The organism is Dactylosporangium sp. NPDC049742, from assembly GCF_040674675.1.
Taxonomy (GTDB): domain Bacteria; phylum Actinomycetota; class Actinomycetes; order Mycobacteriales; family Micromonosporaceae; genus Dactylosporangium; species Dactylosporangium maewongense.
In genome coordinates this window covers 280,865-298,779 of the sequence record NZ_JBFANF010000004.1, presented here as the reverse complement: position 1 = coordinate 298,779, position 17,915 = coordinate 280,865, and the positions used below count along the sequence as shown (strand labels likewise).

Sequence of the window (17,915 nt, the reverse complement as noted above, 5' to 3'; positions counted from 1 at the left end):
CTGGCATGGACGCACCGAAGGCGCCGCTCGCCGATCAGGTCGACGCGCTGCTCGCGGCCCTGGACGGGCAGGATCTCGACGGCTTCAACGCCGCGCTGCCGGGCATCGCGGGTGCCGTGCCCGGCGCCACCCCCGACGAGGTGCAGGCCGCGCTCGCGCGCATCGAGCCGTACCTCGGTCGCCTGCCGTTCTTCATCGGCGGCGACCTGGCGCCGCTGGTCGGCGGCATGGCCGGCCACGGCACCGACCCGGGCGTGGTCGTGCCGGCGCTCGTCGACCGGGCCGCGGCGGCGATGGAGGCGGCCGCGCGCTTCGCCGAGCTGCACCGGGCCGCGTTCGGGGAGCCGCCGTCGCCCGGCGCGCACGACGAGATCGACGCGACGCTGGAGCGGTTCGTCGGTCCGGGCGGCGGGCACGGCCTCGCCGAGCACGACGCCGCGGCGCTGGTCCAGGCGTGGTTCTGCGCCGACGATCTGGTGCAGCCCGTGCTGTACCTGTGTCAGCACGCCGACGTACGGGCGGGGCTCCCACAGCGGGACCGGCTCACGGCGGCGGTCGAGGGCGTCGCCGAGACCCACGGCGCGCCGTCCTGGCTGGGCGGCCTCCTGCGGGTGCTCGACGACGAGCAGCTGCTGGTCCTCGACCGGGGATTCGCCGGCACGGGCCGCGGGTTCCGCGTGACCATCGGCGGGATCGGCGACAACTTCCAGCTGCACACCCTGCTCGCCACGGCCCTGATCGGCGACCCCGCCGAGGGTCTGCTCCCCGGCCGCCCGCCGACGGCGGTGGAGGCGGCCGCCGCCGGCACCGGCGAGGACCTGCAGCCCGCCGGCGGCCTGCGCGGCAACTGGAACCTCGCCGACGCCCACGGCGGGTGGATCTGGAACGAGGGCACGCCCGCCGACATCCCGCACCTCGACGGGGTCCGGGTGGTCGTGCTCGACGCCGAGCCGTACTCGCGCAGCTGGGACACCGGCCGCGCGTATCCGCTGATGACACCGCTGCTCCGGGTGGACGGCGCGGTCCCGGCCGAAGAGGCCGCGACGTGGCTGAGCCGGGTGAAGCCCGCACCCGGGTTGGGCGGTCGCCGCGATGGCTGACACGACCGTCGCCGAGGTGCTGGCGGAGCTGGCGGCACTGGAGGACCCGAAGGCGCGCGCCGTGAACGAGAAGCACGGCGACGACCACGGCGTGAACCTCGGCAAGCTGCGGGCGGTCGCCAAGCGGCTCAAGACGCAGCAGGACCTCGCCGTCGGGCTCTGGGGCACGGGCGACACGGCGGCCCGCCTGCTGGCGCTGCTGATCTGCCGGCCGAAGGCGTTCACCGGCGACGAGCTCGACGCGATGCTGCGCGACGCCCTGGCCCCCAAGGTGCACGACTGGCTCGTCGGCTACGTGGTGAAGAAACACCCGGCCGTCGAGACGCTGCGGGTGGCCTGGCTGGCGGACGGGGACCCGGTCGTGGCGAGCGCCGGCTGGGCGCTGACCACCGACCGGGTCGCGAAGCGGCCCGCCGGCCTCGACCTCTCCGCGCTGCTCGACACGATCGCGACGCAGATGAAGGACGCCCCGGACCGGCTGCAGTGGGCGATGAACCACTGCCTCGCCCAGATCGGCATCGAGCACCCCGACCACCGCGCCCGCGCCATCGCGATCGGCGAACGCCTGCAGGTCCTCAAGGACTACCCGACGCCACCCAACTGCACGTCGCCGTTCGCGCCGGTCTGGATCGCCGAGATGGTCCGCCGCCAGCAGCCCGCCGTCTGATGGTTCCCGGCGGTCAGGCGCGGGCGTCGGCGGCCTCGAGGGCGGCCCGCATCGCCTCCCGGTCCGCGGCGGGCCAGGGGCCGGAGCCGGCCAGGGGGATCTCGGTCATGAAGCGCCGCTCGGACGCCGGGATCAGGGCGGCGACGCGGTCCGGGTCGCCGGCCGCGGTCGCGTACAGGTTCGGGCCGTCGGCGTAGTACGGGTCGACCAGGACGATCCGCCCGTCGGCGGCGCGCATGACGTTGGCCGGGTTGGTGTCCAGCGGCCCGCACCACGGCAGGGCCCGGCAGGCCCGGTCGTGGACCTGACGCACGACGTCGACGAGCGCGGCGACGTCAGGTGTACGGGCCGCGATGGCGCGATGGAAGGCGGCGGCCTCGTCCCCGCCGACGGGCCGCAGCCATTCGAGCACCTGCAGGTCGCCGCCGCCGGCGAGGCGACGATGCGCGAACAGCGCCGGGACCTGCCGGGTGTGGGCCGCCTCCCGGTACAGCGCGGCGGCGTACGGCCCCGTCGGATCGAACGGGCTGATCCGCGCGACGACCCTGCCGTCCGGCGAGCGGAGCGCGACCGCCCAGTCACCCGCACCGCACCAGACCCACCCGTCCGCGAGCAGCGCCCGCTCCACGTCCCGATGATCGGCGTCCATCCCCAGCGACGCGATCACGTCCCCCGTCATGCCCCGAGGATAGACCCGTAGCATTGCGTCATGATCGACCTGGCCGCGGCGGCGTGGTCGTTGACGACCGAGCCGGAGGTGAACGCGTGCCGCCCTGCATGGATGTGTACGTCTGGGTGCCGGACTGCGAGCCGGCGACGCTGAGAGCGTTCATCGCCCGGTACGTCGACGCGGCCGACCCGCGCGACGATCGGCTGTCCGCGTTCATCCGGGCGTACGTCGAGGACACCGCCGGCGACGCCGACCGCGCCACCCTGGCAGAGCTGCGCCGCGACGCGTCCGACGAAGGTTTTTCGCTGTATGTCAGGTCGCCCGTGTACTACGGAGCCATCATCACGGTGACCCGGGAGCGGGCGCTGGTGCTCGGGGTGAGCCTCGACGACCCGGACGGGTCCGCCGAGGTGGCGGCCCAGGCCCGGGAGCTGCTCGACGCGCTGCGTGAGGAGTTCCGCGCGCCGGCGGGGTGCGCCGGGGTGGAGCTGGCACCGGCGCACTCCCGGCAGGAGTGGGACGACGACGCGCTGGTCCAGATCCGGGCCGGCGCACTCCCCGTCAATCCGTAACCTCAGGCGCTCAGGCGGCGGGCGATCGCCGGCACGACGATCGCGGCGGCGACGAGGTGCGTCAGCATCAGCAGCGCCTTCGTCGCGGTGGCGGCGTCGGCGGTCAGGTCCGGCACGAGCGACAGCACGGTGAGCGCCACGGTGGTGCGCACGAACGTGAGCCGCGGCCGCCGGGCCTTGTAGGACAGGACGATCGCGAGCGCCAGCCCGATCAGCGAGAAGAACGCCGTCAGCATCGCGAACCCGGCCACCGGGATCGGCGCGCCGCTGACGTCCAGGCTGATCCCGGCCGCGTTCCCCGCCGCGGCGACGGCGGCCGTGGCACCGCTGGCCAGCGCGATGGCGACGAGCCCGGTGCCGACGAGCGAGCCGGTCGTCGAGGTGCGGGTGGTGGTGACGGTCGCGGACATGATGACCTCCGGTGCTGGTCCGACCGGCCCGGTGCCGGTTCCTGCACATAGGTCGGGCCGGACGGCGCCGGATCGACAGCTCCGCCGGAAAAGTTCAGCCGGGCCGGGGAGTACGGTCGTGCGGCGGGCGTACATGGGAGGCGTGATGGCGGCGGGCAAGCCGGTGGTGGTCGAAGGGCTGGTCTGTGCGGAGCCGGCCGGCATGGCGTGGGAGGACGGGGAGCGGGACCGGTGGTGGGCGCGGGCCGCGGCGCTCGAACACGGGCGGGAGCAGGACGACTGGGCGGCGGCGGTGGCGGGTGCTGACCACCTGTCGGACCTGACCCCGGAGCAGCAGTCGTGGCTGCTGGTGCGCGGGCCCGAGTCGTCCGCGCGGGCGCTGCTGGGCAAGTCGCTGGTGCTGCTGCGGCACCGGCAGCAGGCCGACGTGGACCGGGTCGCGGCCGCACGGTTCGAGCTGGACGCGTGGCCGCTGGTGCTGCGCGACGCGGGGACGAACGCGGACCGGCTCGGCTTCCTGGTGCTGCCGTTCCGGGGGCCCGAGGTGGCCGCACTGGTCGCCGGGTGGCTGCGGCATCTCGGCTCGGCGCGGTTGTGGGCGCGGCTGTGGCTGGAGCGGCACGCGCGGTCGGCGGCGTCGGCGCTGGTGCCGGCGGCGGTCGGCCGCCCGGGCCGGGCCCGGCAGCAGGCCGAGGACGCGCTGCGGCACCTGGTCGCGAAGGGCCACGAAGCGACCGTGGTCGAGGTCGCCGAGCGGTACGGCACCGGCGTCCTCGCGGCGCTCACGGCGCTCAGCGAGGAAGGCGCGGCGCGGCCGGCCCGCAAGGCGAAGGCGTGGACGCTGCCGGAGATCCGGCTGGCCACCGGCGACGCCATGCCGCAGGAGGACACCGGGCGTCTCGTCGAGGCGCTGACCTGGTCGCGGCTCGAGGCGGCACCCGAGCCCGCGCCGGGCGATCCGGCGCCGGACACCGGGGACGTGCCGGTCGGTGTGGAGTCGGCGGAGGCGCCGCAGCCGTTCGTACACCACGCGGAACCGGAAGCGGAGAAGCTCATCGCCGACTGTGACCGCGGCAGCCTCGCCGCCTTCGGTCGGGCGCTGCTGGACGCCTGGCTGGCCGACGGCATGCAGGCGGCGGACGCGTGGGTGGTGCTGGCGCAGGCCCACGTCGGCGACGACACAACGATGGACGTGCTCGCGCCGCTGGTGCGGTCGTGGCCCCCGCGCAGCCGCTACGCGCGCGCCATCGACGGGCTCGCGGTGCTGGCGACCGTGGGCACCGACGTGTCGCTGCGGCACCTGCTCGCGATCGAGGAGAACATGTCGGGCGGACCGACGAACGACCGCGCCACCGCGTACCTCACGCAGGCGGCGGCCCGGCGCGGACTGTCCGTGACGCAGCTGGCGGACCGGCTCGCCGTCACCTGCGGCCTCGACGGCGGCGTCACGTTCGACTACGGGCCGCGCGCGTTCACCGTGGTCGCCGACGAGCACCTGACGGCGTTCGCGGTCGACGAGAGCGGCAAGCGGCTGGCGCGGCCGCCGAAGCCGGGCGCCAAGGACACCAACCCCGAGGCGTACCAGCAGTTCCTGCAGTACAAGAAGGACCTGCGGGCCACCGCGGCCGCGCACACCGCGCGCCTGCAGCGTGACATGCTCGCCCGCCGCCTCCGCCCGGCCCGGGACGTGCGGGAGGTGCTGCTGCCGCACCCGATCCTCGGGCCGCTCGCCCGCCGGCTGCTGTGGGGCGAGTACGACACCGCCGGCCGGCTGGCACGGGCGCTGCGGGTCGCGGAGGACGGCAGCTTCGCCGACATCGACGACGCGACCGCGACGACCGACGGCATGCTCGGCATCGTGCACCCCGCGGACCTGGGCGGCGACCTGAAACGCTGGGCGCGGATCGTCGCGGACTACGAGCTGCTGCCGGCGTTTCCGCAGCTGGGCCGGCCCATGGTGACGCTGACCGGGGAGCAGCGCGCCGCGACGAGCCTGGCGGGCTTCCGCCCGGTGCCGTCCGATCGGGTCGTGGCGCTGCTGGACCGCGCCGGCTGGCAGGGCAACGGGTTGTCGCAGCGCCTGCACACCCAGCTGGCCCACGCCCTGCCCGGCGGCCTCGCCCTGGTGGTCGAGATCTCGCCGGGCGTCACCACGTACAGCATGAACAACCCGGACGAGCAGCGGATCACCGAGATCTGGGCCGACGACGCCTGGTCGAACCACCTGCGGCTGGTCCGCCGCATCCCGCTGGGCGCCTGCGACCCCGCCGCACTGTCGGAGCTGCTGGTGGCCCTGCACCAGGCGCCCTGACCGCCGGGTCACGCAGGCCGGGAGCGGTCAGAGCCAGCGCCGTACGCGGGACTGGTAGTCGGTGTAGGTCTGGCCGAAGCGTCCGGTGAGGTACCGCTCCTCGGGCCGGATGACCAGCAGGCGCACGGCGAGCAGCACGAGCGGCAGCAGGACGAGCGGCCACCAGGAGCCGAACAGCAGCGTCAGGCCGAGGTAGACGACGGCCAGGCCGGTGTACATCGGGTTGCGGGACAGCCGGTAGGCGCCGCCGGTGACCAGTGTCGACACCGGGTGGTGCGGCACGATCGTGGTGCGGTGGCGGACGACCGCGGCCACGCCGCCCGCGGCCAGCGCCAGCCCGGGGACGGCGACGACAACCCCGACGGCGGGGTGCACGCCGAGCGGGGCCGCGACGGCGCTGTCGATCGCCATGCCGCCCGCCAGCCCCGCGGCGTAGTACGCCGGCGGTGGGATGAAGATGACCCGCGCGCCCCGCGCGGGAGATGCGGTCATCGGACGACTCCTTCGGTAGAGCGAAGCTCTAACGAATAGAGGACTACACTCACCCGATGGCCGTCAAGCGGCGTTACGAGTCGGCTCACCGACAGGAGCAGGCGAAGCAGACCCGCGGGGCGATCCTGCGGGCGGCCGCGGTCCTGTTCGTCGAGCCGGGCTACGCGGCCACGCCGCTGACCGCCGTCGCGGCCGAGGCGGGGGTCGCGATCCAGACCGTCTACAAGGTGTTCGGCAGCAAGCAGGCGCTGCTGTCCGCGCTGGTCGACGTGATGGTGGCCGGCGACGACGAACCCGTGGCGCTGCCCGACCGGCAGTTCGTCGCCGACATCCAGGCGCTGTCCGACGCCCGGGCGAAGCTCGAGCGCTACGCCCGGCACCTCGCCGAGACCCTCGCCCGGACGGCTCAGGTGATGCTCGCCCTCGCCGCCGCGGCGACGGCCGACGCCGACGCGGCCGCGATCTGGCGCAAGAACGTCGACGACCGCCGCGCCGGCATGGGCATGTTCGCCGCCGAGCTGGCCTCGACCGGTCAGCTGCGGCCCGAGCACACCGCCGGCACGGCGGCCGACGTGCTGTGGCTCGCCATGGACGTGCGCAACTACGACTGGCTCGTCCGCCAGCGCGGCTGGCCAGCGGAGCGGTTCCAGCGCTGGTACGTCGACACCGTCGCGGCGGCCCTCCTCGTCCCGCCGGCGTCGCGTACACCCGCGAACCACGACTGAGCGCGAGCCCCGCGACGGGCCGCGCCGGGACGGGAACCCGGCGCGACCCGGACCGTCAGCGGCAGGCGGCGCCGTTGAGGGTGAACCCGCTCGGCGCGCCGGCGTTGCCGGTGTGGTTGGCCTGGAAGCCGATCGTCGTCGAGGCGCCCGGCGCGAGGGAGCCGTTGTAGCTGACGTTGGTCGCGGTGACCTGGCCGCTGCTCGGCGCGAACGTGGCGCTCCAGCCGGAGGTGATCGTCTGCCCGGCCGCGAGGTTGAACCGCAGCGACCAGCCGTTGATCGGTGCCGTGCCGGTGTTGGTGATGGTGATGTTGTCCGTCAGGCCGGTGTTCCAGGCGTTGACGGCGTTCGTCACCTGGCACGCCGCGGTGCCGCCGGGCGGCGGGGTCGACGTGACCTGCGAGGGCCGCGGCGACGTCGTGGTCGGGCCGGGGCCGGGGCCCTCGCTGACCGTGATGCTGGAGCTGCCGCTGCTCTGGTAGCCCTCGGTGGCGAGGATCTGGTAGTCGTGCGTGCCGAGGTTCAGCCCGAGGCCCGCCCAGGCGTTGAAGTGGTTGGCGGTGGTGATCGTGCCGCCGGTCCGCTTCTGCTGCCGGACGCTCCAGTACTGGTAGAACGTCGCGGTGCCGATGATGGACGGCTGGTTCACGCGCTGCGTGCGGTAGATGTCGTACGTGCTGCCGTCGGTCGTCACCGAGCCGAGCCGCTGCGCGCCGGTGCTCGGGTTGTAGCTGCCGAAGTTCTCCACCACGTAGTACTCGATGAGCGGGTTGAGCGTCCACCCGTACAGCGCCAGGTAGCCGTTGCCGTTCACGTTGAACGTGCCGGAGTAGTTCACGCTGTGGCTGGATCCGGGCTTCCAGCCCTTGCCGACGACCGTGTTGTTCATGTTGCTCCACTGGACGCTGTACGAGCCGCCGGCGCCCAGCGTCATGCTGACGTTGCCGGTGTCCTTCCAGTAGGAGAAGAAGTAGCCGTTGTGCGTGCCGGTGGTGTTGGCGGTGACGGTCCGGTCGGCCTCGGCGCTGGCGGTGCCGGTGGTCAGCGCGACCACGCCGGCGGCGACGAGCGCGACGCACGCCCCGCCGACCAGCAGCAGGCGTCTGGAATGGTGCATGTCTGCTCCCTTCGATGCAGTCAGCGCAAACTGTCGCCGAATGCGGGAGCGTGCTGTGGGATCGGGTATTTCGAAAGTGCGCGGCGGTCCTGAGCAGCGAAAACGGCCGCAGTACCGTGAAAGTTTCCGCAAAAGGCGTGGTGGGCGGTGACCGCCAAGACACCGCCCACCACGCCGGTCCAGAGGTGTCGCTAGGAGTCCTGTGCCTTGCCCGTCGTCACGCGGGCCAGGATCAGGGCGACGAGGATGATCAGGCCGTACACCGCCTGGATCCACTGCGCGGAGACGCCCGCGAGGGTCAGGATGTTGTTGATGAGGCCGAGGACGAGCACGCCGCACAGCGCGCCGAACAGGGTGCCCTTGCCGCCGTCCATGCTGACGCCGCCGATGACCGCCGCGGCGAAGACCGTGAAGATCATGCCCTGGCCCTGGGCGGCGGCGACGGAGCCGAGCCGGCCGGTCATCAGCAGGCCGGCGAGCGCGGCGAGGGTGCCGCCGACCATGAAGACGATCCAGATGACCCGGTCGCTGCGGATGCCGGCGGCGCGGGCCGCGTCGACGTTGCCGCCGATGGCGTAGACGGCGCGGCCGTGGCGGAACCAGCCCAGCGCGGCGATGCCGATGGCGAACAGCAGCCCGCACAGCCAGATCGACAGCGGCAGCCCGAGCCACGTCGCGTTGCCCAGGTACAGCACCGACGGCGGCAGCTCGAACAGGTTCTGCCCGCCGGTGATGCCGATCTGCAGGCCGCGCAGCACGATGAGCATGCCGAGCGTGACGATGAACGCCGACAGGCCGAACCGCAGGATCAGCAGCCCGTTCAGCGCACCGACCAGGAGCCCGACGAGCAGGATGATCGGCACCGCGAGCGCCGACGGCCAGTCGGTGCCCAGCCCGTTGCTGGCGGCCGGGATGACCAGCGCGACGCCGAGCGCGGGGGCGAGCCCGACGGTCGACTCCAGCGACAGGTCGAACCGGCCGCCGATGAGGATGATCGTCTCGGCCAGGACCAGCAGCGACAGCTCTGTCTGCTGCTGCAGGACGTTGACGATGTTGGCGCTGGACAGGAAGACGGGGTCGACGATCGCGCCGACGACGAGCAGGAGCAGGATGGCCGGGACGAGGGTGAGGTCCCGCATCCTGGCCAGGCGGATCCCGGACAGACGGGCCGGGACTGTGGTCATCGGTTGACTCCTTCGACGGCGGCGACCACGTCGGTGTCGCTCCACCCGGCGGGCAGGGCCGCGACGACGCGGCCGTGGAACATGACGAGCACCCGGTCGCAGTGGCGCAGGTCGTCGAGCTCGTCGGAGACCATGAGCACCGCCGTGCCGGTGTCGGCGGCGGCCCGGACGGCGCCGAGCAGGGACTCCTTGGAGCGCACGTCGACGCCCGCGGTCGGGTTGATGAGGACGAGCACCGACGGCGCGGTGCTCAGGGCGCGGGCCAGCACGACCTTCTGGGCGTTGCCGCCCGACAGGCTGCTCACCGGCGCCGACGGGCCTTCCGCGTGGATGTCGTAGCGGTCGATGAACGACCGCGCGGTGTCCCGCAGCCGGCCGGGTGCGACGTAGCCGAACCGGCCGAACGACCCGGCGATCGGCAGCGTCGCGTTCTCCGCGATCGACAGCAGCGGGATGAGCCCCTCGCGGTGCCGGTCCTGGGGCACGAGCCCGATCCCGGCGGCGAGCGCGGCCGGTACGCTCCCCGGCGCCACCGGCTGCTCGCCGACGTTGACGCTCCCATTCGTCGGGCGGCGAAGCCCACCCACCGTCTCGGCGAGCGCGACCTTGCCGCTGCTGCCGGAGCCGGTGACGCCGACGATCTCCCCGGCGCGCACGTCGACGTCGATGCCACTGTACGAGCCGTGCAGCGTCAGGTCCTTCAGGCGCAACGCGACACGGGTGGCGTCGCCGACGGGCGGGCGGGGCTCGACCTCGGTCAGACCGACCGCCTCGCCGGTCATCGCGGCAACCAGTGCGTCGTGGTCCACGTCGGCCACCGGCGCCGTCAGTACGTGCCGCGCGTCCCGCAGCACGGTCACGGTGTCGCAGACCGAGTAGATCTCCTGCAGGTGGTGCGAGATGAACAGCATCGTCACTCCGGTCGCGGACAGCGCCCGCAGCCGGCCGAAGAGCCGGTCGATCGCCGTCGCGTCGAGCCGGGCGGTCGGCTCGTCGAGGATGATGAAGCGGGCGCCCTGCGACAGCGCGCGGGCGATCTCGACGAGCTGCCGCTGCTCGACGCCGAGGTCGCCGGCGCGGGCGGCCGGGTCGACGTCGACGGCGTACTCCTGCAGCAGCTCCGCGGCCTTCCGCCGCAGCGCGCCCCAGCGGACGACGTCGCCCTGGCGGTTGAGGAACAGGTTCTCGGCCACCGACAGGTCGGGGATGATGGTGGAGCGCTGGAAGACGCACGCGACGCGGCGCCGCCACGCGGACCGGTCCGCGACCGGCGGGGCCGGCTTGCCGTCGAAGGCGATCGCGCCCGCGTCGGGGCTCTGCAGGCCGGTGAGCAGCGACACGAGCGTCGACTTGCCGGCGCCGTTGCGGCCCACGAGGGCGTGGGTGCTGCCGGACGCGATCGACATGGAGACGTCGTGCAGCGCGGTGGTGGCGCCGAAGCGCTTGCTCGTGTGGACGGCCTCCACCGCCGGGACGGTGGAGGCGCCGGTCGCGTCGGTCATCACTTGCCGATCTGGTTGCCCCACAACGCCGAGTCGTCGACGTTGTCCTTGGTGACGAGCGGGGCGGGCAGCTGGTCCTCCAGCAGACCCTCACGGACCTGGACGATGGTGCTGTCGTGGTCGGTCTTGCCGGGCTGGAACGTCTTGCCGTCCACCGCGGCCTTGGCGTAGAAGAGGGCGTACTTCGCGTACAGGTCCGCGGGCTGGGACACGGTCGCGTCGATCTCGCCCTTGCGGATCGCGTCGAACTCCTGCGGGATGCCGTCGTTGGACACGATGAAGATGTGCTTCGGGTCGCTCGGCGGCACGAGCAGGTTCTTCGTGCGCAGCAGCTGCAGCGTCGGGGCGAGGAACACGCCGCCGGCCTGCATGTAGATGCCGTTGATGTCGGGGTGCTGGGCGAGGCGCGTCTGCAGCGCCGCGGACGCCTTCGCGCCCTCCCACTCGGTGGGCTCGGCGAAGACGGTGATGCCCGGGAACTTGCTGGACATGCACTCCGCGAACGCCTCCGACCGGTCCCGGCCGTTGACGCTGGACAGCGAGCCCTGGAACTCGATCACCTTGCCCTTGCCGCCGAGCTTGGTGCCGAGGAACTCGCAGGCCTTCTGCCCGTAGGCGCGGTTGTCGGCGCGGACCACCATGAAGACGTTGCCCTTGTCGGGGCGGGTGTCGACGGTGACGACCGGGATCTTCTTCTGCTCCAGCTGGGTGAGGGTGGTCGCGATCGCGCCGGTGTCCTGCGGCGCCATCACGATCGCCTTCGCGCCCTGGCTGGTGAGCGCCTGCGTGTTCGCGACGAGCTTGGCGATGTCGTTCTGCGAGTTCGTCGGCGTCATCAGGTTGATGCCGGAGTCCTTCGCGTACTGCGGGATGTACTTGGCGTAGGAGTTCCAGAAGTCGGAGTCGGCGCGGGGCAGGTCGACGGCGATCTGCCCACCCTTGGCGTCGGTCTTGTCGGCGCTGGGCGTCGTGGACGAATCGCAGGCGGTGAGCGAGACGACCAGGGCGGTGGCCAGCAGGGCCGGTCGTAACAGCTTCATGGCGGATTCCTCAGGTTCCTTCAGGGGGTGTTCCAGACGGGGCCGTCCGGGAAGGCGTAGCGGGCCCGGCTCTCGGCCCGCATAGTGGAGCTGAACCCTGGCTGGAGGGGCGCCAGGTAGTGCCCCCGGTCCATGCGCACCGGGTCGGTGAAGTGTTCGTGCAGGTGGTCGACGTACTCGATGACCCGGTCGTGCATGGTCCGCGACACGGCGACGTAGTCGAACATCGACAGGTGCTGGACGAGCTCGCAGAGCCCGACCCCACCGGCGTGCGGGCAGACCGGCACGCCGAACTTCGCCGCGAGGAGCAGGATCGCGACGTTCTCGTTGACCCCGGCGACGCGGGCGGCGTCGAGCTGGACGAACGAGACCGCGTTGAGCTGGAGCAGTTGCTTGAACACGACCCTGTTCTGGACGTGCTCTCCGGTCGCGACGGGGATCGGGGCGATCCTGCGCGCGATCTCGGCGTGCCCGACGACGTCGTCGGGGGAGGTGGGCTCCTCGACCCACCACGGGTCGAACGGCGCGAGCGCCCGGACCCAGTCGACCGCGGTCCCGACATCCCATCGCTGGTTGGCGTCGACCGCGATCCGCACGCCGGGACCGCAGACCTCCCGGGCGATCCTCATCCTGCGCAGGTCGTCCTCGAGGTCAGCGCCGACCTTGAGCTTGATCTGCGTGAAGCCCGCGTCGAGCGCCTCGCGGCAGCGCATGGCGAGCTTCGCGTCGTCGTAGCCGAGCCAGCCGGGTGACGTGGCGTACGCGGGGTAGCCGCGCTGGAGCAGGGTCTGGATCCGCTCCTCCCGGCCGTCCTCGCCGCGGCGGAGCAGCTTCAGCGCCTCCTGGGGGGTGAGCGCGTCCGACAGGTACCGGAAGTCGACGAGGTCGACCAGCTCCTCGGCCGGTATCGACGACAGCAGCCGCCACAGCGGCAGCCCGGCCCGCTTCGCCTTCAGGTCCCACAGCGCGTTGACGACCGCGGAGATCGCCATGTGCATGACGCCCTTCTCCGGGCCGAGCCAGCGCAGCTGCGAGTCGTAGACGAGCTCGCGGTACAGGCCGCCGAGGTCGTCGAGCACCTCCTTCACCAGACGTCCGACGAGATAGGGGGCGAGCGCCTGGATCGCGCGGGTCTGGACCTCGTTGCCGCGCCCGATGGTGAACGCGAACCCGTGCCCCTCGCCCTGCTCCGCCTTGCCGGCCCCGTCGTCGGTACGAATGACCACGTAGGCGGCCGAATAGTCCGGGTCGGGGTTCATCGCGTCGGAGCCGTCGAGCGCTCTCGAGGTCGGGAACCGTACGTCGTAGGTGTCCAGCGACACGAATCGGTTGGTCATGGCCCCTCCCTCTTTCCGGTACCGCAAGCCGTGCGAAGACATCCGATGTCTAGCAGGCTTCGCCACCGCTCTGCAAGGCCCAAAATCTTGGAGCCTGTCGCTTTTGTTCGTGCGGACAGAAGTTCGGCACCGTTCTTGACGAACCGATACCTCCGATGTTCACTCGGTGTCGAGGGTTGTCCATGGTTGGATGAGCGGACCCACCGCTCGCAGACCTGCGGACGACACCCTGCAAGGCGACGCCGACGCTGAGCAGGGTAGGCACCCCGGTCGCGGAAGGCGCCTTCCGCGGCCGGCGTGCGCTGTCATGCTGCTCTGTGCCAGCTGCGCGCCTCCGGCGCGCGGCGGGGGTTCCCACCCGCGGCCCCCATGCTCGCTGCGCTCACACCGCCAGCGCGCTGCGCTCCCGCGCGCCTCCGGCGCGCCGCGGCGGCCATCGCGCCTGCGCGCAGCATCCCGTGGCTCGCGCAAGATCGAGTCGCGGATCTGGCCGTCATGGCGGCCGGATCCGCTGTTCGATCAACTGGATGCGGCCCAGTCGGTTGGTTGCGGCAGGCCTGCGTCGGCGCGCCAGGGGAGCGGGTGGAAGGGGCCGTGGTCCAGGACTGGTTTCAGCATCGCGATGCCGGCGGCGAACGCGTCGACGAGGTCGGCGCCGCCGGTGACCTGCCAGGTCTGATCGCGGACATAGTGCGTGTTGTGGTCCGGCCGGCACCAGCAGGCGACCTCCACCGCCGCATTGACCGTCAGGTCCGGGCTCCAGGCCAGGTCGAGGGTCAGCGCCAGCCAGTCGGCGTCGGCGTTGAACAGCGTGATCGACGCGTCGAGCAGCACGTCTCCGTGGCCCGCGGGGCGGCTGTGCTCCGGAAACCAGTGCCACGCGACGCGGCCGGCGGCGTGGGTGTCGAGCTCACCGGCCAGGCGGCGGATCTCCCCGACGGCCGCCGCGCAGTCGCGCGGGAGCACTTCGAGCAGCGGGACCTCGACGATCGACTTCCCCGGTCCGGCCACCCGCCAATCCTGGCACGAGTCCGGGTCAGCCCTTGAAGAAGGCCCTCAGGACGGGGGCGAGGACGGCGGCGTCGACGTTGTGGGGCTGGCCGTCGAGGAACTGAGCCTCGCCTGCCGGGAGGAGTTCGGCGAGGGCCGCCGCGGTGTCGCGCATGAACGGCATGTCCCTGCCGCCGGCCAGTACGAGGGTCGGCAGCGTCAGGTGCTTCGCGTGGTCGACCGGGAGCCGGTAGTCACCGAGGATGCGGGCGTCGTAGGCGAGCGTGTGCGCGAGCGCGACGGTCTCGGCCCAGAAGGGCTTCCGGCGCATGTCGGCGACGGCCTCCGGTGGCAGGCCCACGACCGTCGACATGAAGTACTCGACCGCGGCGTCGCGCCGGTCGTCGACGACCATCGTCTCGAGCTGCTGGACGTGGTCCGGCGGCGGCGCCGGCATGGTTTCCGGCAGGTACGGCGGCTCCCACATCGCGAGCTTCGTGACCGGGAGGCCGGCGCTCGCCGCGAGCAGCGCCAGGGCCGCGCCTGAGGACCCCCCGAACAGGCCGGCCTCGCCGCCGGCCGCGTCGATCACCGCGGCGATGTCCTCGATCTCGCGTTCGACCGCGTAGGGCTGCGTGTCGCCGCTGGGGCCACGGCCGCGGCGGTCGTAGTTCAGGACGGTGAAGTCGGCGGCGAGGTACTCCGCCAGGGGAGTCTTGTCCGAGCGGTCGGAGGCCGACCCGGCGACCAGCACCACCGCCGGTCCGTGCCCGATCCGGTCGAACGCGATCGTCGTGCCGTCCTTCGAGGTGATCTGTTCCATCGTCATCCCTCCTCGTCCTTTCCGACCCTACGAGGAGAACGGCCGGCCCGCTCGGTGCGGCGGCGGGCCGGCGGTCGCGCGACGGTCAGTAGTCGGCGTAGTCGGTGCCGGCGTCGGAGTAGGTGCCGTTCGAGTTCTGCACCTGTAGGACGGCGTGGGCGTGGGTGATGGTGGAGCCGGCCGGGGCGGCGAAGTAGACGATCCGGGAGTGCAGCGCGCCGTTGGGTGCGCAGAAGGTGCCGTCGTTGCGGCTGTTGACGAGGTTGTGGTTGGCGTCGTAGGACTCCAGCCGCATCCGGGCGCAGGTGCCGGAGGCGTTGTTGATGTACGAACCTTCGGCGGGCAGCGGGGCAGCGGTGTGAGTCGATAACATCCGACCTTCACGACGAAGCGAACGACGAAGCGAACGACGAAGTGAATGACGAAGCGGACGACGAAGCGGACGACGGAGGCTGTGGTGGCGGGGGACGGGCCGAACGTGTCGATCATCGAGTCGGCGCACCAGGACAGGCCGGGCGGGCGGCGGACGGTGCTGCTGGCGGCGGTCCTGGTCGTCGCCGCGGTGGTCGGCGTCGTGGTCTGGCGGTCCAGGGACAGGGACGCCGACCCGCCGAAGGGCACGCCCGCGCCCGCCGCGCGGGCCTCGGAGCTGTTCGCGGCGGACGGCACGACGCTGATCGCGCGGTTCGACACGGAGGACCCGCGGGAGAGCTGCCTGCGGGCGCCGGTGAACGACTGGGGCTTCTTCTGCGACTCCGTCGTCACCTGGTGGCAGGGGCAGGAGGCGTTCGGGGCCGACAAGGCGGAGCGTACCGGCCGGCTGCGGCAGGGTGGGTACCGCATCGTCGGCTCGCTCGATCCGAAGCTGCAGGCCGCCGCCAAGCAACGGGTCGACGCGGTCGTGCCGGTCACCGACCCGAACGTGTTCTCCGTCGCGTCGATCGAGCCCGGCACCGGGCTGATCCGGGCGATGGCCGTGAACCGGAACTTCCGCCGCGCGGCCGCCGCCGCCGTGAGCCCGGGCGTGTCGTCGGGCGACGGTCCGCCGGCGTGGTCGTACACGGGGCCGGACGCCACGGACGCGCTCGTCGCCGGCGACGACAACATGCCCGGCACGCAGGCCGGCGCGCCGTTCATGATGTTCACCCTCGCCGCGGCGCTGGAGGGCGGGCTGAAACTGGATCACGCGATCGACACGAAGAAGGTGTACCAGTCGAAGTTCCGCATCGACCCGCAGAGCCCGCTCGCCTGCAACGGTGGGTACTACTGCCCCACGAACACCGGCGACAAGGCGTACCAGTCGGGGCGGCGGACCATGTGGGACGCGTTCGGGCACACGGTGGTGACCTACTTCGTGGAGCTGGAGGAGCGGATCGGCGTGGAGAAGGCCGTCGCCCTCGCGCAGCGCCTCGGCATCACGTTCCGCGCCAAGGAGGACCAGGCGCTGGGCAAGAACAGCGCGGGGTGGGGCGCGTTCACCCTCGGCGTCTCGGCGACCAGCACGCTGGACCTGGCCAACGCGTACGCGACCCTCGCCGCCGACGGCACCCACTGCGACCCGCTGCCCGCCGCCAAGGTCACCGACGCCACCGGCGCGCAGGTGCCCGGCGTCGGGCCGAACTGCGAGTCCGTGCTGCGCCCCGAGGTGGCCCGCGCCGCGATCGACGCCGCCCGCTGCCCGGTCGGTGACGCGTCCGCGTTCGGCGACCGCTGCGGCGCCGGTGCCGTGCCGGCCACCACCGTCCGGGCCACCGTCGGCCGCCCGGTGGCCGGCCAGTCAGGCGTGATGGACAGCCGCCGCGCCTGCTCCGTCGTGATCACCGGACCCCAGCTGGCCACCGCCGGCATGATCGCGACCGCGCCGTGGGCCCGCACCGGCCAGGCCGGGATCCCCGCCGGTGTGCCCGAGGCAGCGATCGGCGCGGTCGCGACGGTCCAGCGCGACGGCCTCGCCCCGCTGCCGGTCCGCGACTTCACCGCCCCGCCGCGCGAGGTCGCGTTCGCCTAGCGCGCGTTCGTGAGGGCGTTCAGGTCAGCCGGCGAGCTTCACGTCGATGACCGTCAGGTCCAGGTCGAGGTACACGACGATGGAGTGCTGCCCGAAGAGGCCGCCGTCGTCGAGGTACACCGTGACGTCCTCCTCGGTGACGTCGACGGCGGTCGGGGTGATGCGGGCGGTGAACGCCGGCTCGTCCAGCTCGGCGTCGTCCTGCCGCCAGGTGTTGTTGTACAGCTCCAGGCAGGCCTCGGCGACGGTGCGCCGCAGCGCGTGCGGGTCCAGGCGGCGCACGACGCCGGCCGCCGTGTCGAAGAGCGGGCCCTGGCCGTCGTCGACGCCGGCGATCGGCGTCAGGACGAGCGTCACCTCGTCCGTGCCGGCCAGCCGCACCGGCGACAACGCGCGCCACTCGAACGGCGACGCCTCGAACGCGCCGAGCTCGGGGTGCCGGTGCAGGCGGCGGACCATCCGGATCTCCCGGACGCCGTCGTCGTCCTGGGCGGTCCCGTCGGCGGCGAAGCCGTGCCGGCGGTAGAACGCCTGCGCGCGGGGGTTCGGGTCGGCCACCCACAGCGCCGCGGACTCGCCGGGGTCGAGGACCGCCTCCAGCAGGGCATGCCCGGCGCCCGTGCCGTGGTCCTCCGCGTGCACGTAGAGCACGTACAGCTGCCGCGCCCACGCCGCCGCGGGGTCCGTCGGCGGCCCGGACATGGCGACGCCGATCAGCGAGCCGTCCCGCTCGGCGACGGCCACCCGGTTGCCGCGGTAGCGCTCGTCGGTCAGCGCCGCGGTCCAGAACCGCTCCCGGCGGGGCACGAGGCCGGGGTCGTCGAGGACCGCGTCCGGCATCAGCCCGCGGTACGTCTCCCGCCAGCACCGGACGATCACCCGCGCCATCTGCGCCACGTCCTCGACCCTGGCCGGGCGCACCGTCAGCGGTGAGCTCACGGTGCGCATCGTAGCCTCAGGCGCAGGA

Annotated in this window: 18 protein-coding genes; 6 read left to right on the top strand and 12 right to left on the bottom strand. The window is 72.8% G+C overall.

Annotation, left to right across the window (positions count from 1 at the left end; translation table 11 throughout):
- Positions 1-5 precede the first annotated feature (5 nt).
- Together AB0J72_RS08360 and AB0J72_RS08355 are read left to right on the top strand one after the other, a co-directional pair.
- The gene (locus AB0J72_RS08360; RefSeq protein ID WP_363396119.1) at positions 6-1,100 is read left to right on the top strand and encodes a hypothetical protein; all 1,095 of its coding nucleotides are present in this window, start codon (positions 6-8) and stop codon (positions 1,098-1,100) included.
- Positions 1,093-1,767 carry a DNA alkylation repair protein gene (locus AB0J72_RS08355; protein WP_363396116.1) on the top strand — a complete coding sequence of 225 codons (675 nt, stop codon included), beginning with the start codon at positions 1,093-1,095 and terminating at the stop codon, positions 1,765-1,767. Before AB0J72_RS08360 ends, AB0J72_RS08355 begins: the two co-directional genes overlap by 8 nt.
- A gap of 13 nt (positions 1,768-1,780) precedes the next feature.
- On the opposite strand, the gene AB0J72_RS08350 is transcribed toward AB0J72_RS08355, so the two are convergent.
- Positions 1,781-2,446 (bottom strand): hypothetical protein, encoded by a 666-nt coding sequence (locus AB0J72_RS08350; protein WP_363396113.1) that lies wholly within the window; start codon positions 2,444-2,446, stop codon positions 1,781-1,783.
- An 86-nt stretch (positions 2,447-2,532) separates the two neighbouring features.
- Between AB0J72_RS08350 and AB0J72_RS08345 the strand changes: the two genes are divergently transcribed.
- Positions 2,533-3,009: a hypothetical protein gene (locus AB0J72_RS08345; RefSeq protein WP_363396111.1), complete on the top strand. Its 477-nt coding sequence runs from the start codon at positions 2,533-2,535 to the stop codon at positions 3,007-3,009.
- A gap of 2 nt (positions 3,010-3,011) precedes the next feature.
- Here the strand turns inward: AB0J72_RS08345 and AB0J72_RS08340 are convergent, their stop codons facing one another.
- The gene (locus AB0J72_RS08340; protein WP_363396108.1) at positions 3,012-3,419 is read right to left on the bottom strand and encodes a DUF6069 family protein; all 408 of its coding nucleotides are present in this window, start codon (positions 3,417-3,419) and stop codon (positions 3,012-3,014) included.
- Between the two features lie 118 nt (positions 3,420-3,537).
- On the opposite strand from AB0J72_RS08340, the gene AB0J72_RS08335 reads away from it, so the two are divergent.
- Positions 3,538-5,730, top strand: coding sequence for a DUF4132 domain-containing protein (locus AB0J72_RS08335; protein ID WP_363396105.1), 2,193 nt, complete (start codon positions 3,538-3,540; stop codon positions 5,728-5,730).
- A 27-nt stretch (positions 5,731-5,757) separates the two neighbouring features.
- On the opposite strand, the gene AB0J72_RS08330 is transcribed toward AB0J72_RS08335, so the two are convergent.
- Complete coding sequence (locus AB0J72_RS08330) at positions 5,758-6,222, bottom strand: isoprenylcysteine carboxylmethyltransferase family protein (protein WP_363396102.1); 465 nt, start codon at positions 6,220-6,222, stop codon at positions 5,758-5,760.
- A gap of 56 nt (positions 6,223-6,278) precedes the next feature.
- On the opposite strand from AB0J72_RS08330, the gene AB0J72_RS08325 reads away from it, so the two are divergent.
- Entirely contained in the window at positions 6,279-6,947 is a 669-nt protein-coding gene (locus AB0J72_RS08325) for a helix-turn-helix domain-containing protein (RefSeq protein WP_363396099.1), read from the top strand.
- 55 nt (positions 6,948-7,002) lie between these two features.
- Here the strand turns inward: AB0J72_RS08325 and AB0J72_RS08320 are convergent, their stop codons facing one another.
- The 8 genes from AB0J72_RS08320 to AB0J72_RS08285 form a co-directional block, all read right to left on the bottom strand.
- Positions 7,003-8,064: a glycoside hydrolase family 11 protein gene (locus AB0J72_RS08320; RefSeq protein WP_363396096.1), complete on the bottom strand. Its 1,062-nt coding sequence runs from the start codon at positions 8,062-8,064 to the stop codon at positions 7,003-7,005.
- A gap of 191 nt (positions 8,065-8,255) precedes the next feature.
- Positions 8,256-9,248 (bottom strand): ABC transporter permease, encoded by a 993-nt coding sequence (locus AB0J72_RS08315; protein ID WP_360574339.1) that lies wholly within the window; start codon positions 9,246-9,248, stop codon positions 8,256-8,258.
- The gene (locus tag AB0J72_RS08310; RefSeq protein WP_363396093.1) at positions 9,245-10,750 is read right to left on the bottom strand and encodes a sugar ABC transporter ATP-binding protein; all 1,506 of its coding nucleotides are present in this window, start codon (positions 10,748-10,750) and stop codon (positions 9,245-9,247) included. Before AB0J72_RS08310 ends, AB0J72_RS08315 begins: the two co-directional genes overlap by 4 nt.
- Complete coding sequence (locus AB0J72_RS08305; protein WP_363396090.1) at positions 10,750-11,790, bottom strand: sugar ABC transporter substrate-binding protein; 1,041 nt, start codon at positions 11,788-11,790, stop codon at positions 10,750-10,752. The genes AB0J72_RS08310 and AB0J72_RS08305 overlap by 1 nt, the downstream gene beginning before the upstream one ends.
- Positions 11,791-11,810: 20 nt before the next feature.
- A complete protein-coding gene (locus AB0J72_RS08300) occupies positions 11,811-13,127 on the bottom strand; it encodes an enolase C-terminal domain-like protein (RefSeq protein WP_363396087.1) in 1,317 nt (438 codons plus the stop codon).
- A gap of 519 nt (positions 13,128-13,646) precedes the next feature.
- The gene (locus AB0J72_RS08295) at positions 13,647-14,138 is read right to left on the bottom strand and encodes a hypothetical protein (protein WP_363396084.1); all 492 of its coding nucleotides are present in this window, start codon (positions 14,136-14,138) and stop codon (positions 13,647-13,649) included.
- 25 nt (positions 14,139-14,163) lie between these two features.
- Positions 14,164-14,940, bottom strand: a complete 777-nt coding sequence (locus AB0J72_RS08290; protein ID WP_363396081.1) for an alpha/beta fold hydrolase — start codon at positions 14,938-14,940, stop codon at positions 14,164-14,166.
- Between the two features lie 85 nt (positions 14,941-15,025).
- Entirely contained in the window at positions 15,026-15,313 is a 288-nt protein-coding gene (locus AB0J72_RS08285) for a hypothetical protein (RefSeq protein ID WP_363396078.1), read from the bottom strand.
- Positions 15,314-15,358: 45 nt separating this feature from the next.
- On the opposite strand from AB0J72_RS08285, the gene AB0J72_RS08280 reads away from it, so the two are divergent.
- Positions 15,359-16,948, top strand: a complete 1,590-nt coding sequence (locus AB0J72_RS08280; protein WP_363396075.1) for a penicillin-binding transpeptidase domain-containing protein — start codon at positions 15,359-15,361, stop codon at positions 16,946-16,948.
- Positions 16,949-16,972: 24 nt separating this feature from the next.
- Here AB0J72_RS08280 and AB0J72_RS08275 read toward each other — a convergent pair whose 3' ends face one another.
- Positions 16,973-17,887: a GNAT family N-acetyltransferase gene (locus AB0J72_RS08275; RefSeq protein WP_363396072.1), complete on the bottom strand. Its 915-nt coding sequence runs from the start codon at positions 17,885-17,887 to the stop codon at positions 16,973-16,975.
- Positions 17,888-17,915: the final 28 nt, after the last annotated feature.